The organism is Olsenella sp. An293 (genome assembly GCF_002159495.1).
In the GTDB taxonomy this organism is placed as follows: Bacteria; Actinomycetota; Coriobacteriia; order Coriobacteriales; family Atopobiaceae; genus Thermophilibacter.
This window is the reverse complement of record NZ_NFIT01000013.1, coordinates 1-13,888: the sequence shown is the minus strand read 5'-3', so window position 1 is coordinate 13,888 and position 13,888 is coordinate 1. Positions and strand designations below refer to the sequence as shown.

General features: G+C 64.6%; 17 protein-coding genes. 2 read left to right on the top strand and 15 right to left on the bottom strand.

What is annotated here, in order from left to right; genetic code table 11:
- Positions 1-39: 39 nt before the first annotated feature.
- From B5F85_RS08605 to B5F85_RS10690, 10 genes are all read right to left on the bottom strand, one after another.
- A complete protein-coding gene (locus tag B5F85_RS08605) occupies positions 40-1,491 on the bottom strand; it encodes a terminase family protein (protein WP_087316373.1) in 1,452 nt (483 codons plus the stop codon).
- Positions 1,481-1,711: a hypothetical protein gene (locus tag B5F85_RS08600; protein ID WP_143786163.1), complete on the bottom strand. Its 231-nt coding sequence runs from the start codon at positions 1,709-1,711 to the stop codon at positions 1,481-1,483. The genes B5F85_RS08605 and B5F85_RS08600 overlap by 11 nt, the downstream gene beginning before the upstream one ends.
- A gap of 106 nt (positions 1,712-1,817) precedes the next feature.
- The gene (locus tag B5F85_RS08595) at positions 1,818-2,087 is read right to left on the bottom strand and encodes an HNH endonuclease (protein ID WP_239386814.1); all 270 of its coding nucleotides are present in this window, start codon (positions 2,085-2,087) and stop codon (positions 1,818-1,820) included.
- Between the two features lie 70 nt (positions 2,088-2,157).
- Positions 2,158-2,568 (bottom strand): hypothetical protein, encoded by a 411-nt coding sequence (locus B5F85_RS08590; protein ID WP_087316367.1) that lies wholly within the window; start codon positions 2,566-2,568, stop codon positions 2,158-2,160.
- Positions 2,561-2,920 carry a hypothetical protein gene (locus tag B5F85_RS08585; protein ID WP_087316365.1) on the bottom strand — a complete coding sequence of 120 codons (360 nt, stop codon included), beginning with the start codon at positions 2,918-2,920 and terminating at the stop codon, positions 2,561-2,563. Before B5F85_RS08585 ends, B5F85_RS08590 begins: the two co-directional genes overlap by 8 nt.
- Positions 2,917-3,474, bottom strand: coding sequence for a hypothetical protein (locus tag B5F85_RS08580; RefSeq protein ID WP_087316363.1), 558 nt, complete (start codon positions 3,472-3,474; stop codon positions 2,917-2,919). The genes B5F85_RS08585 and B5F85_RS08580 overlap by 4 nt, the downstream gene beginning before the upstream one ends.
- Before the next feature lie 3 nt (positions 3,475-3,477).
- A complete protein-coding gene (locus B5F85_RS08575) occupies positions 3,478-4,161 on the bottom strand; it encodes a hypothetical protein (RefSeq protein ID WP_087316361.1) in 684 nt (227 codons plus the stop codon).
- 2 nt (positions 4,162-4,163) lie between these two features.
- A complete protein-coding gene (locus B5F85_RS08570) occupies positions 4,164-4,343 on the bottom strand; it encodes a hypothetical protein (RefSeq protein WP_087316359.1) in 180 nt (59 codons plus the stop codon).
- Positions 4,344-4,357: 14 nt separating this feature from the next.
- The gene (locus B5F85_RS08565) at positions 4,358-4,720 is read right to left on the bottom strand and encodes a hypothetical protein (protein ID WP_087316357.1); all 363 of its coding nucleotides are present in this window, start codon (positions 4,718-4,720) and stop codon (positions 4,358-4,360) included.
- On the bottom strand, positions 4,720-4,977 hold the full coding sequence (locus tag B5F85_RS10690; RefSeq protein WP_158094588.1) for a helix-turn-helix transcriptional regulator: 258 nt from the start codon (positions 4,975-4,977) through the stop codon (positions 4,720-4,722). The genes B5F85_RS08565 and B5F85_RS10690 overlap by 1 nt, the downstream gene beginning before the upstream one ends.
- 106 nt (positions 4,978-5,083) lie before the next feature.
- Here B5F85_RS10690 and B5F85_RS08555 point away from each other — a divergent pair, with 106 nt between their 5' ends.
- Positions 5,084-6,007 (top strand): hypothetical protein, encoded by a 924-nt coding sequence (locus tag B5F85_RS08555; protein WP_143786161.1) that lies wholly within the window; start codon positions 5,084-5,086, stop codon positions 6,005-6,007.
- 479 nt (positions 6,008-6,486) lie between these two features.
- Here B5F85_RS08555 and B5F85_RS08550 read toward each other — a convergent pair whose 3' ends face one another.
- The 5 genes from B5F85_RS08550 to B5F85_RS08530 all read right to left on the bottom strand — a co-directional run bounded on the left by B5F85_RS08550 (position 6,487) and on the right by B5F85_RS08530 (position 11,920).
- Positions 6,487-8,994: a VapE domain-containing protein gene (locus B5F85_RS08550; RefSeq protein WP_087316351.1), complete on the bottom strand. Its 2,508-nt coding sequence runs from the start codon at positions 8,992-8,994 to the stop codon at positions 6,487-6,489.
- 9 nt (positions 8,995-9,003) lie between these two features.
- Positions 9,004-9,240 (bottom strand): helix-turn-helix domain-containing protein, encoded by a 237-nt coding sequence (locus B5F85_RS08545; protein WP_158094473.1) that lies wholly within the window; start codon positions 9,238-9,240, stop codon positions 9,004-9,006.
- Between the two features lie 306 nt (positions 9,241-9,546).
- The gene (locus tag B5F85_RS08540) at positions 9,547-10,419 is read right to left on the bottom strand and encodes a hypothetical protein (protein WP_087316347.1); all 873 of its coding nucleotides are present in this window, start codon (positions 10,417-10,419) and stop codon (positions 9,547-9,549) included.
- A 2-nt stretch (positions 10,420-10,421) separates the two neighbouring features.
- Positions 10,422-10,649: a hypothetical protein gene (locus B5F85_RS08535; RefSeq protein ID WP_087316345.1), complete on the bottom strand. Its 228-nt coding sequence runs from the start codon at positions 10,647-10,649 to the stop codon at positions 10,422-10,424.
- Positions 10,650-10,651: 2 nt separating this feature from the next.
- On the bottom strand, positions 10,652-11,920 hold the full coding sequence (locus tag B5F85_RS08530; RefSeq protein ID WP_087316343.1) for a site-specific integrase: 1,269 nt from the start codon (positions 11,918-11,920) through the stop codon (positions 10,652-10,654).
- A gap of 460 nt (positions 11,921-12,380) precedes the next feature.
- Here B5F85_RS08530 and gdhA point away from each other — a divergent pair, with 460 nt between their 5' ends.
- Entirely contained in the window at positions 12,381-13,736 is a 1,356-nt protein-coding gene (gene gdhA / locus B5F85_RS08525; protein WP_087316341.1) for an NADP-specific glutamate dehydrogenase, read from the top strand.
- Positions 13,737-13,888 lie beyond the last annotated feature (152 nt).

Below are 13,888 nucleotides of genomic sequence, written 5' to 3'. Positions count from 1 at the left end.
CCCTGAGCCGTTATGCGGCGTCTGCTCGCCCGATGGTCGCTAGTACACGACGGCCTTTCGCCCCGGTCGCCTCTTGGTTGTCATGGCCTGCCAGTACGCGAGGGCGCACGCCTCAATGAGGGTCGCGTCCGCCTTCTCGGTGTCCTCGAAGCCGAAGCCGTCCTTACCCAGCTTTCGCCTGACCGTCTCGGTTGCGGACTCGGTTAGCTGCTCCTGCCCGTAGTGCGTTAGGGCGCTCTCCCTCACGGCGTCAACGATCATGGCGTTCGCCGTGGCGGCGTCCCCGGCGCTCGGCGTGACTATCTTCCCCTTGGCGAGGCCGCCGTCCACCAGCTTTTGAATGAGGACGCCGGAACCCGCCTTGCCGTCAACGGCGACGGCGGCGACCTTGTCTTTCCGGTCTAGAACCCACTTGGCGAACCATGAGACGCCGTGGGATAGCGGCCTAACGTCTATGACCTCGACGTATGGCGGCTCACCGGTCGCCCTGAAGCGCTCGTCCATGGGCCGCAGGCACACGGCCAGCGCCCCGCGCGTGCCGTCCGGGCTGAACTTCACGCCGACCGTGAGAAGCCCGCCCTCCGGCGGCTCGTCCGTCTCGCACAGGTCCCACGACCTGCGGTCTATGACGTGCTGTAGGACGCCGACCTCCGCGCCCCACCAGCCTAGGTACTCCCGCGCGAAGCTGTCCGCCGCCGTCTTGTCCGCCGCGTCGGCCATAACGTCCTCCCTGATTCGGTACCCCATGGCGGGGCAGCACTCGTACCAGCGCCCCGCGTCGTGGGGGTCGCCTATCTCCGTGGCCGCCCATTCGAGCCACCAGCCGCCGCCCAGCTCCCCCGCGTGGGCCTTCCTGTGGAGGTCGCGGAAAACGGTTCCCTTGCACTTGGGGTCTGGGGGCGTGCCTATGTAGATCATCTGGGGGTCGCCGCTGTCCGTGGCGAGCGTCGTGGGCTGCAAGGCGGACGCCTCCAAATCGTCCAACGTCTGCGCCTCGTCAACCACGATAACGTCATACGTCTTGCCCCTCGAAACGGAGGTCGTGCGCGTGTTGAACTCGATGAACCCACCGTTTGCGAAGTAGACCGCCTCGTTCCCCTGCGCCTGCTTCACGCCGTTGTGCGCAAGCTCGGCGGCGAAGTCCGGCGTACCCTCCGCGAAGCTCTTGATGCGCTTGAACATCTCCCGCGTGGTGACGCCGTGGTGGGCCGTGTAGAGCACGGCCCTGCCCTCGACGGCGGCGCACCAGACCGCGTAAAAGCGGGCGGCGTAGCTCTTCCCGTTCTGCCTCGGGACGCTCAGGCCGATGGTCTTAGAGGCCGCGCGCCCCGCGCCGTCGCGGGCTAGGTAAAGCTCCAACTGGCGCGCCTGCCACGGCATGAAGCGCACGCCGTAGCTCTCGAACAGCCCCACGGCCTCGCCTCCCCTAGAGGAGGAGAAGCCGCCCACGACCTCGAACGTAGGCTCCTGCCTGCCGTACCTAGTCGCCATCGGCCACGGCCTTCCGGGCGGCTTGCAGCGGGTTCGCCGTCTGCGCCGTGGCGGCGTCCATGTCCTCTATCTGCTCCACGACCTCGATAAGGCGCTTGCTCAGGGCCGCCATGTCGCGCCCGCTGCTCGTGGCCTCTATCTGCTCCGCGATCTCGTCGCGCAGGGCAACCAGCATGTCGCGCTTTCTGCCCCTCTTAGCTGCTGAAACAAGCTTTCCCATGGTGGGAAAAACCTCCTATCACTGACGGAAACGGAACTAGCGGGGGGGCAGCGCTATGCGCCGCCGGGCGTGCCGTCGGCCTTGGGAGGGCAAGCCCCCCACACCCTCACCAAGCCCGCGAGTGCTTCAATGGCTTTTGCTCTCGCTTCTCGCCCTTGCTCTTGCGAAGCCCGTTGCCCCGCTTCTGGTTGCAGATTCGTTGTCGATGCACCGGACGCACGTTGCGCGGGTCGAGCGCGCAGGCCGTGGCCGATGCGTAGCCGCCCTCCTCGAAGCGGCTGACCGGAACGATCTCGTCAAGCTCGAAGCTCATGGGATGACCGGCGGGAAGCGAGTAGTCTATGGGCGCGCCGCACAGGGCGCAGGGCAGACCCATTGAAGCGACGCGCCTTCTCAGGTCGCGCCGCCTCGTGCCGTTGGATACGCGCGGGTTGTGGCCGCCCATGCTAGGCGACCTCGCTAGGCGTCGGGCACGGCTCAGGGCTGAACCTGTAGGGGACGAACCTCCACGCCTCGTGGAGAAGCGCGTCCGTCTTTGCCAGCGCGAGCAGGGCCGCGCCCTCCACGCTGTACGGCGCGCCCATCGCGTAGCCCTCCACGTCGCCCACGAAGCGCCGCGCGGGTTCGGTCACCGCCTCGGCGTCGAAGTCCTCGCCGCCCTCCTCCCTGAGCAGGCGGCACGCGGTGTCAAGGCGACCGTAGGCGACCTGAGCCACGGCGGCGCGCTCCTCCTCGTGCCGCTCGCCCAGCGCGTCGAAGCTCGCGGCGAAGTCCGTTAGGGCGCGCTTCACCAGCGAGAGGGCGCGCCTTGCGGCTTCCCAGTTCCCGCCGCACTCGTGCTCAACGCTCCTAGCCATTGTCCGCCCCCTTCCCGATGGGGCCGCACGCGCGGCCCATGAAGCTGTCTCGCCCCGTGAGGTAGTTCGCCCAGTCGTGGGCAGCCGTCTTGAGGAGCGCGTAGGTAGCAAGCTCCCCGCGATCTAGCGGCAGGCTCCCGCACTCACCGGCGATGCGCCGGAACGCCCCGGCGGTCGCGTGGTCGCCCTGCCCCTCGGCGTACTCGGCGGCCGCCTCGCACGTCTCGACGGCGGCGGCCCTGAGCCTGTCCGCAGCCTCGCCACGGCACGCCGCGCGGGCGGCCTCGAACATGTGCATACAAGCGGCCTTGAAGTCCGGCTCTAGCTCGGCGGCTACGGGCGGCAGCGTCACGCGCCCACCTCCTCGCGCGGCACGCGCAGCGGCTCCACGGCGTTGCCGAGAATGGACTCGTAGCCCTTTAGGTAGTTCGCCCAGTCCCTGAGCGCGACGCCCAGCCGCTTGTATCCCTCGCGGTCCTCGACCTTGCCGGACTCCTCCTTGAACCTCATGGTCTTGCAATCGGTCTTGATGATCTCGAAGGCGTGGTAAAGCTGCTCGTCGCGCGTCGCATCGAAGCCCTTGAAGCCCAGCTCGTGCGCCCGGTCGATAATGGCGCGCGCGGCCTGATGGTTCTTGCCCCACGACGCGAGCGCGCGCGAAACCTCGTCGGGCGTCACGTTCTCGCGCTCCCTGAGAAGCGCCACGTAGCGCTCGGCGTTGGCGCTCATGGGCCTAACCATGTCGTTGCCGATGCGCTCTAGCGCCCTGTCGCACGCCTCAATGGCCTTGCCGCGCCACGGACTCCACGACTCGCCGTCCTCGCCTCGGCCACCGGCGGCCATGCAGTAGAACATGGCCTCCGCGACCTCCTTGAACTCGCTCTCCTCGAAGTCCTCGAACTCCATGCGCTACTCCCCCTGAGAAGCGCCGTCGCCCGAAGGCTCGCCGCCCTCGTGGCCGCCCGTGATGCCGCCGACGATTCCGGCGAAGGCGTTGCCGTCCGCGATGCCGTTGAGCGCCATTTGGAGGAACGAGAGGCGGCTCTTGAGGTCGTTCTCGTCCTTGTACTCCTGAAAGCGAACGCCGTCGATGAACCGGTCAATCGCCTTCTTGGCGTCCTCCACGTACTCCATGGCCCCGTCGAGCGTGCTGCTGATGCCTGTGACGAACGCCGGGTGTCCCTCGCGCGCCTGCCGCGCCTCGATGTCGCGCAGCGTCCTATAGATCGACCAGTTGTCGCCATAGTTGCGGAACGCGGCCTCAAGCTCGGTCTTTGTGACGCGCGAGCGCGCCCCGAGCGCCTGAACGTATGCGAGCGCGGCGGCGCTCGGCGCCTCGGCCATCTCGTCGCCCGCCTCGCGCTCCGCCTGAGCGAGGACGGCGGCGGCCTTCTCGCGGAACTCCTCGCATGATGCGTAGAGACGTTCCTGGCCCGCGCGGCCCTTGAGCTTGCCCATGGGCTCGACCGTCTGCCCCGGCTTGAGCGCGGCCATGTACTCCCTGTAATCCTGCCTTGCGACCTCGAGCGCGGCGCTCGCGCACTGCTCGGCGATGATGGAGAGACGCGCGTTAGTGCGCCCCTTGTCGAACATCCCTAGCCCTCCTCGCCCTTGAGCGCGGAGATAGCGCCGCGAACGTCCGCGTCCACGGCCTCAAGGAACGAGACGGCGCTCTCGCGGCCCTCGTCCGTGTCCGGCCACTGGCTGAGGCGGACGCCCTTCTCGGCCTCCGCGAGCTTGCCGCGAACCTCGCCCATGATCTTGTTGACGCTCATTCGTGCCTCTTTCTCTAGAAGTCCTGCCCGCCCATTCGGCGGTGTCCGATAGCGAGGACTGAGGACTCGCCCGCGAACTCGGTAGGCTCGTAGACTCCCCACTCCTCATAGCGCCCGACGTGAGCGAGCGCCCTTAGCGCAGCCGTAACCTCGCGCGTGGCCGCCTCCCTGCGCCCCTTGCGCCTGTAGGAGCACGAGACGTAGACCTCGAAGCAGACAAGGCCGTTTCCGCAATCGTCCGGGCGCATGACCTGAACGTATACGCACGGAGCGCCGTCCGCGAAGCCCTCGGCCACGCGGTAGCCCCTGAGGCTCACGCGCAGCCACTCGGCTATGAACCGGCGCTCCTCGGCCCCGATGCCGCGAAGGTCTGCCACTAGGCGCTCGCCTCCCCGGCGCCGATGGGCTCAAACAGCTCCTCGAGCGGCCCCTCCCAGCGAAGCGCCGCCGCGATGCGCTGCGCCTGCTCCCTCGACGGGAGGACGCGCCCGCGCTCCATCTTGGAAACGTCCGCGCTGTTCATCCATGCCACGCGGGCGAGCGCCGCGATCGTGAGCCCGCGCCTCTCGCGCTCGAACCTCAGTCGCGTTACGCGATCCGCGAAGAAGTCGCCGCAACGTGTGGTTGCTGCCAATGCCCCTGCCTCCGTTCTCTCGTGGTCGTGCCCATGACTAATGCTAGAATGAACTTGTACACGCACAGTAGCGCGTCTACAAATACAGGTATCTAGGAGGCAAAACGTGAGCAAGAAGGACGAAAACCGCCACCGCGAGGAGCCGCATTTCTCTTCCCCCGTGGGCATTGACGCCGCGACGAAGCTGCTCCGGCTGACCTTCGAGCCCGACAACGTGGGGGGCGTGGCCGCCTTTCGCGTGACCGGGCGCGAGGAGGTGGAGCGCGAGGAGACGCCGATATATGACCTGTTCCGCTCGGGCGTCCTCAGCGACCTCTACCATCTCGACGTTTCCGACCGCGGGGCGTGCCTCGACTTCATGGAGACGTGGGGCCTCGCCACGTCCCTTGCCCGCGTGTCGCCGTTCTTCCCGAACAGCGATCCGTGCCTAGCCCTCGACCTCTGCGATCCACTTATGACCGGGGTTTTCGTCATGTATGAGCCCGCGCTGTATGAGGCTGAGGCCGTGGGGGAGACGGCGGCGCTCGGCGGCTCGTTCGTCGCCGAGAGAGAGGCCCGCGCGGCCCTTGAGAATTGCCAATGGGCCGCGCGCACCGTGATAGACGCGAAGATGGAGGGATGCTACCCGAAACCCGGCAGCTACCGCGAGAATGTGCTCGGGCAGGCGTGCCGCTACGTTAGCCGCGCACTCTCGCGCTACGCCATGCCGCTAATGCCCCTCGGCGGTTGGTCCGACTCGCAGGGCTCGGCCCCGGCGCTCGCCGTCGCCCTCGGCGACCTGTGCCGCGTGGCGCTAGACCCCGAGCCGGTGAAGCCGTGCAAGTTCTGCCATGAGCCGTTCCAATACCAGCGCTACGAACCGTATGCGGACGATGGGACGCCTCGCCCCGCGAAGCCTGTGCGCAAGCGCGAGAGAAGCGCCGACTACTGCTCGCGTGACTGCCGCATCAACTTCAACAACGCCCTGAAACTTGAGCGCCGCGCCGCCGAGCGCGAGAAGGCGGCCTCGAACGAGAAAGCGGCCTCGTAGAACGCCGTATGAGGCCCTAGAACGGGCGACCTCGACCGGATGCCCCGAGGGGCCGGGAACCGCCGTCATTCGGCGTTCTGCGCCGCTTAGCGATTACCTCCGTCCAATCTGCCGCCTTTCGCGCGTGTCCACCCAGGGTGGGTTCATCCCCAAAGTGCTGAGAACTGCAACAGGAACTGCAACAGGTGTGTAACAGCTTGAGCGACAAAAGCGCAGGTAGCTGACCATGCGTTGCAGTTGTTACAGTTGTTGCAGTTGTTTTCTCGAAAACCATATGAGATACGGAAACAACATGCTTTTGCCTTGTATTCCACTGTCGTTTTCTATCCCTATCCTCTTTTTAGAAAAAGAACTGCAACAACTGTAACAAGCGGGATAAATCCGGTGCTTTACCTGCAAAAACACCTGTTGCAGTTCCCTCGCTGAGAACTGCAACAGGAACTGCAACAACTGTAACGGCGCTCGCGTATTTTCTGAGGTTAAGACTTACGCCTCCACGCTGTCAGGGTTCCGTAGCCGGGAACCCTCTGCCTGCCCGTTCGGCGATAGGATGGGCTGGAGTCGAGCGCTCGCGAGATTCTGTTCTGCTCAGGCCGTCGCATCGTCCTGAAGTCATCTGCGAGGATACCAAGCGCCTCTTTTGCCGCCATCTCGCGACAAGTGATCTCCGGCTTTGCCCTATCCAGCCACTCGCGTATGCTCTCTGCCCATTCGTCGGCCTCGGTGAATGTGGCCTGTGCGGCCGCCATGTCTGGGAGAACGGCGTCCGGGAGTCTGAGTCGGCGGAGGAATCCATCCTTGCCGATGCGGTCGTGCTCCTCCAGCATCTCCGCGATTCCGATTCTCACGGCCCTAAACATCTCTTCGCGCTCACTGTCGGCAAGCCGCTTGGTCGCGTGGCACTCGATGATGGGGAAGCGCCGGTTTCCCGTCTCGTCGCTCAGAACGTCGCGGCTGTTGGTGCTGCCGACCATGACGAATGAGCGGGAGAGGTCGAAGTCGCCACGGTAATTGACGTGCCTAACGTCGCTGTTGCGGCTGACGGCGGACTTGAGCTGCTCAAGGCTCTTGGTCCCCTTCATCGCCGCTAGCTCCTCCACATCGGCCACCAAGTGTCCGGGTGCGACCTGCGAGATTGACTTCTCGTCCATGCCGCGCGCGAGCGTGACGAACAGCGACGGCGCGAGCGCACAGGCCTTCCAGAACGTGTCCTTCCCGATGCCCTGTGCCCCGTAGAGTATCGGCATGAGCTGGAAGTCGCACCCCGGGTACAGCGCGCGGGCGATAATCGCTCGGAACGTCACCCGCTCAACCTCGTAGGTGTATCGGCACGGCGTAGCGCCAAGGAATCGGGCGAGCGTCCACCCCGCCACGCATGTAACGTTCTCGATGATGTTTCCCGCCTCGTCGGTGAGCGCGTAGCCCATCCCGCGCGGTGCGGGTGAGACGCTGCCAAGGCATGTGGGAGCGCCATCGTAGAGGGGGGCCATGCCGAACGGCCCTTCTCCCGTTTCGGTCACGTTCAGCCCGCCGCCAGTGTTCTTCTCCACTTTTGGGAGGTTGAGAATTGCGTCGCGAAGCGGGTTGAACCGATGCTCGACCGCCGACGTGAAGACGCCCATCGCGTCCCGTATGCTGTGCCTGTCCGCCTTCTTGGTGCTGTAGTGCTCCACCACCATTCGGACCGCCGCCCCGTCGCGGGAATCGTCCCAAGGGCGTGGGGTGGGGTCGGGGTCCCATGACGTTGGGGCGAGCTTCCAATACTCTCCGTCACACTCGTTCAGCTTGAGGGCGGCCACAAGCTCGGTGCTTCCCTTCATCCACTGGACAAGCTCCTCGATTCGCGGCTGCCTCTCCTCGTCAAAGAACGAGTAGCCGTCTATCGGCTCGACGCTGAGCTTGGGCTGCGCGGCGAGCGCTTGGGCGTGCGCCACCCCCAGCGCTGAGGCGAAGCCCGCCGGGTCCTCGGCGCGCCACTCCCCGGCGTCCTTGGGCGCGCCCTCGGGCCACGCGAACGGGATTGCGATAACGCCCTTCTTCTCCAGCCTAGCGACGGCCTTCTCGGTGCTGGGGCGTCCCGTCTCGTCGTTGTCGAGCATGAGGACAACTCGCATCTGCTCGATTTCGTTGTGCGCCTCGATTGCCCGAAGCGTGCCATTGCTGCTGCTCGACAGGACCGGGGTCGCTCGGTAGCCCGCGGCCTCGACGGCGAGCGCGTCGGGCCACCCCTCGACAACGAAGCAAACGCCGTCTTTCCCGTGGATTGCGTCAGGGTTCAGCGGGTTGGGTTGCTTCATTGCGGGCGGCTTGGAGTACTTGCGATAACCACGGTGCGCCGTCTTATATTCATCGGTGCCGCGTTCCTCGTAGCCCTCGGATATGTCGCGGTCGATGTGGTAGTAATCGAAGCTGCCCCGCGCCGGGAAGACAAGGCGGGTGTAGCCGTCCCGATACATCCCGGTAAAGTCGCTATATGATCCCGCGCGGCGGATGGTGTCGGCGTCAACCACTCCAAGGCCCGCGTCGATAGCCTCCTCGACGGTCATCCCACAATGGGCGGAGAGGTAGGGTGCGGCAAGGCGCTTGGCCTCGTCGCTGTCCCGGAGAGTGCGCCGCGACTCCTCGATAAGCGTGCGATGGTGCGCCCGGCTTTCCTCTGCGGTGAAACCGTACTTGTTCAGCTCGGGCTTTTTGACCGGGGCGATTGCTGCGCTCCCGATGCTGACGCCGCGCTCCGCGCAGATCTTAGCGACGGTTGCCCCCTTGATGCCTCCGTCGGCGGTGAAGGTCTCCCACTTGCTCGCGCACACTCCGGGCTCGTAGCGGTCGGGGTCGCGGGAGCTGAACTCATCCCACTCCTCGACGCCAAACCCTGCCGACTTCAGCCCCATCCCAATCTTGAGCCATTCGTCATAGGTGAGCGTTTGGGGGTCGATAGCGGCGAGAAGCTTAGGAAGGTCCGCGTGTTTGTTCTCGCGTCCTGTCATATCCCGCCCTTAGTTGAGGCCCGCGAAATCGAGAAGGCGGTCGCGGTTGATGCGCCACAGGCTCATGACGCGCACGGCCTTGAGCTTGCCCTGCTCGCACATGCGGGTGACGGTGCGGGGCGTGACGTTGAGAATCGCCGCCGCCTGGTTGGTGTCGAGGAGGTCGGGGAGGGTGCTGCGGAGGCTCGTGTCGTTGCGGACAGGGGACTTGGACTCAACGTCGTTTGTCACGGTGGAAACGCTCATGGTGATACTCCTAACTAGTCGTTGCGGTCTGGCCGCGTCCGGCCTCGCCGCCATGTTTGATTTGTCGCGACTAGTTGGAGCTTAGCGGTTGTTGAGGACTGTAAAGACGCAGGTAGATAGGCATGAAATCGCCAATTCGGAAACGATGTTGGTCCGTTCGCTGATGCATATTTCCGTCAGTTGGCCACACTCGCCCACACATTGAGAGAGGCGGAAGCGACTTGCCCGCATTCTCAGGCTCTCGCTTCCGCCTCCGCGCTTGAAAATAAGTCTCTGCCTCAACCAACGTTTTACGTTGTCGAAATGTTAGCCGTCCAGCCCCAAGTACTCGCTAAGGACCGTTGTCTCGATTGCGGAGTCTGCCGCCCCGTAGTAATCGAAGAGTGATGGACTGCCAATCAGGTTCGCGCCGGTTTCCTCATCCAACTGCTGCTCCACTCTCTCCAGATGGTCGAGGTAGCCGTCATAGTCGTATGCGATTAGGTCGGCAAGGTCGCCAAGCGTCGCATGCGTGCCGTATGCTGTCTTTCGCAGTGCGTCGGCTATCTGGCGCGCGCGGCGGTCGCGCTCCGAGCTGCCCTTGTACGAGTCGAGCATCCCCATCATCACGCGGAACAGCGTCGCCCGGTCGCGGGCGTCCATTGTGTGCATCGCCTCGATTGTCGCGCGACCGACGAACTCGGCGCGGGCGCGCTCCTGGGCCCTTGTGCGGAGATGGTCACAGCCAAGGAGTTCCGCTGCGGACTCGATAGCTTTTAGCCTTTCGTCGCAGCAATCAACCCACGCTTGGCTATCGCTCGTATCCACGCCGCATCGCTCGTCTTCGTCAAGAGCCTGCTTGGCACAACTGAATTCACCAAACGACTCTGCGAACGCCCGCGAAGCGTGCCGGAGAAGTATCCTCTGCCTCTCCTCTGTCAACACGGATGGATCACTCAAGATGTTTCGCGCCTGTCTACTACTGATGCCCAGAACTTCGCCAAGAGACTCCGCTCTGCCCTCCCGCTCGATTCCCAGCGCGTCCAGCACCTCGGCGAACTGCTCGGGAGTCACGTCCTTGCCAAGCGGATTGAATCTCTTGTTCCGTTTGGTCCAGTTGTCCAGCCATGCGCGGTAGGCGTCGGCGAATCCCTGCGTGAGCGGCCGCATGCCCTCGCGCACCAAATGAGTCTGTGCCATGGTTACGCCTCCGTCCCGCTGAAATGGAGGACGGCGGCGGGGTTTGTCGCCTGTCTCTCTGCGTTCATCTGAGCCATGTCGCTAGCCATTCCAATTAACACGTTGCGGTCTTTGGGGTCACTCGCCATGTAGGCGTTCACCAGAAAGCCAATCCGCGCGTCCTCGTCCGTCGAGCGCACCATTTCGATTCCGCGCTCGCTCCAGTTCCGCGTTGCCCTTGCTCGTGTCATGGCTAGTCCTCCGTCCCCGTCCTGCCCAGCGTCAGAATCTGCCCGTCGTTTGCGTGGCGGGAGACCTCCGCCTCAATCGCCCTTGCCACGGCGTCGGAGGCGCGCCGCTTCGCGTCGGGGTCGGCGCTCGCGTAGGTGTTCATGGTCATTGCTGCGTTTGCGTGGCCCATCATGCTCGACACGCTCTTAACGTCCACGCCGTGAGCAATCGCAGCCGTCGCGAAGGTGTGGCGCAGGTCGTGGAAGGTCGGCCGCTTACCCTCGGTGCCGATTAGCTCCAGCGCGTCCGCCGTCCTTCTCCATCGGTTAGATAGGTAGTGCGGCTGCATGAAGGAGCCGTCGGCCCCGCCGATGACGTACAGCATCGAGAGGTCGCGCCCGGTGCTCATTCGCTCCTCGTTCATCTGAGCGCGCCGCGCTTTGAGGGCAGCGACGAGAACATCGGGGATGGGGAGCGTCCGCGCGCTGCCGTCCGTCTTCGGCTCCTTGGGATACCACCTGCTTCCCTCGTGGCCGATAGTCTCGCGTATGGTGAGGGTCTTGTCTTCGAGGTCAACGGCGCGCCACCTGAGGCCGCAGACCTCGCCCTCGCGCAGACCCATGTAGAGGGCGAGCGCAAACCCGATGTTGGTCTTTGTGGCGGGGTCTATCGCGATGAACTGAGCGACCTTGGCTCGGCCCTTCTCGTCCAGCGCGTTGGGCTTCGGTGCCTCCAGCTTCGGCGCTTTGACGGTACGGGTCGGGTTCTTCGCGAGCCTGTCGCGCTCCACTGCCTGAGTCATGGCGGAGCGGAGAAGGACGAGGGCCTTGCGAACGGTCACGGGGGCGAACTGCTTCGCAAGGGCGTTAATCCACCCCTGCACATCGTCCGGTGTGAGGGCGTCTAGCCCAATCGAACCAATGCCCGGAGCAATGAGCTTGCTGAGGATTCGGTCGTACTCCGCAGCCGTTGAGCGCTCGACGTGAGGTCGCCTCCCCTCGATGTAGAAGCTCACGTAGTCGGAGACGGTCTCTCCCGGCCTGATGCCAAGCGCGGCCAATTCCTGCGCGGCTCGCGCCTCCTCGTTTAGCGCACGCCGCAGCTCCTCCGCCTCGTAGCTCGCGGCCTTCCAGACCTGCTTGCTGCGCCCGGTGTCGCGCCCCGTGGTCTCCAGAACGCGGCTCGTTTTCTTCCAGTTTCCTTCTTCATCTTTGTACATGAGCTGAGCGCGCCACTTTTCGTCCCCGTATTGTCTTATCGATACGCTCGTAAACTTGTCCTCTACCTGCATCTTTGCACCTCCAAAAAATGCGCAATGGCGTGCGCAATACGTGCGCAATATCGGCCTGACTACATGTTAAATCACGGTCTTTATAGACTCAATAGGCTAATTAGACGCAGGTAGATTGTCTGCATAATTCCAGCTAGACGCGCTAGCGCAAAACATCCGCACACTTCCAAGCTGATGACGCGGGTTCGATTCCCGTCACCCGCTCCATTCGAGACAAGGCCCGGGCCTCGCGCCCGGGCTTTCTGTTATGGGGGACAGGCTACCTGCACGTTGGGGACTGTCCCCAATTAACAGAAAAGCGCGTGTGGATTGCGCCTGTGTTTCGTGTGTACGGCTGATTTCGTTCGAGGTTCGATGCCGTTACGCTTCGCATGCTCAATTTGCACAGACGCGTTTCTCGCACGTATTCTCTCTTCCGGAACTTTCGTCGCGGCCGCGGCCGCAGGAGGAGGGAGATCCCATGACGTATTCCGAGAAGATCATCGCCGACCTCGAGGCTCGCTACCCCGAGCAGGCCGAGTTCATCCAGGCGGCCAAGGAGGTCCTCGAGACCCTGCAGCCCGCGCTCGACGCCCACCCCGAGTACGAGGAGAACGCCCTGCTCGAGCGCCTCGTTGAGCCCGAGCGCGTGGTCATGTTCCGCGTGCCCTGGGTCGATGACGAGGGCAAGGTCCAGGTCAACCGCGGCTACCGCGTGGAGTTCAACTCCGCCATCGGCCCCTACAAGGGCGGCCTGCGCTTCAACCCCACGGTCACGCTGGGCATGCTCAAGTTCCTCGGCTTCGAGCAGATCTTCAAGAACAGCCTGACCACGCTGCCCATGGGCGGCGGCAAGGGTGGCGCCGACTTCGACCCCAAGGGCAAGTCCAACCGCGAGGTCATGGCCTTCTGCCAGTCCTTCATGACCGAGCTCTTCCGCCACATCGGCCCCAACACCGACGTCCCTGCCGGCGACCTGGGCGTCGGCGGCCGCGAGGTCGCCTACATGTTCGGCCAGTACAAGCGCCTCAAGAACGAGTGGACCGGCGTCCTCACGGGCAAGGGCCTCACCTTCGGCGGCTCGCTCGCCCGCACCGAGGCCACCGGCTACGGCCTGGTCTACTTCGTCGACGAGTACCTCAAGAGCGTCGGCGACTCCTTCGAGGGCAAGAAGGTCGTCGTCCACGGCTCCGGCAACGTCGCCATCTACGCCATCCAGAAGGTCGCGCAGCTCGGTGGCACCGTCATCGCCTGCTCCGACACCAAGGGCTGGGTCGAGGACCAGGCCGGCATCGACTACAAGGTGCTCGAGGACATCTACAACAAGAAGCGCTCCGGCCACGACCAGGGCGTGAGTCTCGCGATGTACGTCGACGCGCGCCCCGACGCCACCTGGCACGAGGGCGACGGCCGCGGCGTCTGGCAGCTCCCCTGCGACATCGCGCTGCCCTGCGCCCGCGAGAACACGCTCACCCTCGAGGACGCCCAGGCGCTCGTGGCGGGAGGCTGCAAGGTCGTCGGCGAGGGCGCGAACATGCCCACCACGCCCGACGCCACCACCTACCTCATGGAGAACGGCGTGGCCTTCATGCCCGGCAAGGCTGCCAACGCCGGCGGCGTGCTCGTCTCCGGCCTCGAGATGAGCCAGAACGCCGAGCACCTCTCCTGGACTTTCGAGGAGGTCGACGGCAAGCTCGAGAGCCTCATGCGCGGCATGTTCCACAACGTCGCCGACACGGCGAGCGCCTACGGCCACGAGGGCAACTTCGTGATGGGCGCCAACATCGCCGGCTTCACCAAGGTCGCCGAGGCCATGATGGCCCAGGGCGTCTGCTAGCGGGCGAGAGGAACCTTCGTCTTGGCGCCGCCCCGGAGCTCTTTGAACTGCCTCCCATTTCTTGGACAACGAGAAATGGGAGGTTTTTCATGGCGCAGGACATGAGGGTCAAATACGATGTTGCCCTGAGAAGGAAGGCTGCCGACCTCTTC

Excerpts from the sequence above, each read along its gene's own strand:
- B5F85_RS08605 (WP_087316373.1), bottom strand. The coding sequence starts at position 1,491 with ATGGCGACTAGGTACGGCAGGCAGGAGCCTACGTTCGAGGTCGTGGGC.
- B5F85_RS08600 (WP_143786163.1), bottom strand. The coding sequence starts at position 1,711 with ATGGGAAAGCTTGTTTCAGCAGCTAAGAGGGGCAGAAAGCGCGACATG.
- B5F85_RS08595 (WP_239386814.1), bottom strand. The coding sequence starts at position 2,087 with ATGGGTCTGCCCTGCGCCCTGTGCGGCGCGCCCATAGACTACTCGCTT.
- B5F85_RS08590 (WP_087316367.1), bottom strand. The coding sequence starts at position 2,568 with ATGGCTAGGAGCGTTGAGCACGAGTGCGGCGGGAACTGGGAAGCCGCA.
- B5F85_RS08580 (WP_087316363.1), bottom strand. The coding sequence starts at position 3,474 with ATGGAGTTCGAGGACTTCGAGGAGAGCGAGTTCAAGGAGGTCGCGGAG.
- B5F85_RS08575 (WP_087316361.1), bottom strand. The coding sequence starts at position 4,161 with ATGTTCGACAAGGGGCGCACTAACGCGCGTCTCTCCATCATCGCCGAG.
- B5F85_RS08570 (WP_087316359.1), bottom strand. The coding sequence starts at position 4,343 with ATGAGCGTCAACAAGATCATGGGCGAGGTTCGCGGCAAGCTCGCGGAG.
- B5F85_RS08550 (WP_087316351.1), bottom strand. The coding sequence starts at position 8,994 with ATGACAGGACGCGAGAACAAACACGCGGACCTTCCTAAGCTTCTCGCC.
- B5F85_RS08545 (WP_158094473.1), bottom strand. The coding sequence starts at position 9,240 with ATGAGCGTTTCCACCGTGACAAACGACGTTGAGTCCAAGTCCCCTGTC.
- B5F85_RS08540 (WP_087316347.1), bottom strand. The coding sequence starts at position 10,419 with ATGGCACAGACTCATTTGGTGCGCGAGGGCATGCGGCCGCTCACGCAG.
- B5F85_RS08535 (WP_087316345.1), bottom strand. The coding sequence starts at position 10,649 with ATGACACGAGCAAGGGCAACGCGGAACTGGAGCGAGCGCGGAATCGAA.
- B5F85_RS08530 (WP_087316343.1), bottom strand. The coding sequence starts at position 11,920 with ATGCAGGTAGAGGACAAGTTTACGAGCGTATCGATAAGACAATACGGG.
- gdhA (WP_087316341.1), top strand. The coding sequence starts at position 12,381 with ATGACGTATTCCGAGAAGATCATCGCCGACCTCGAGGCTCGCTACCCC.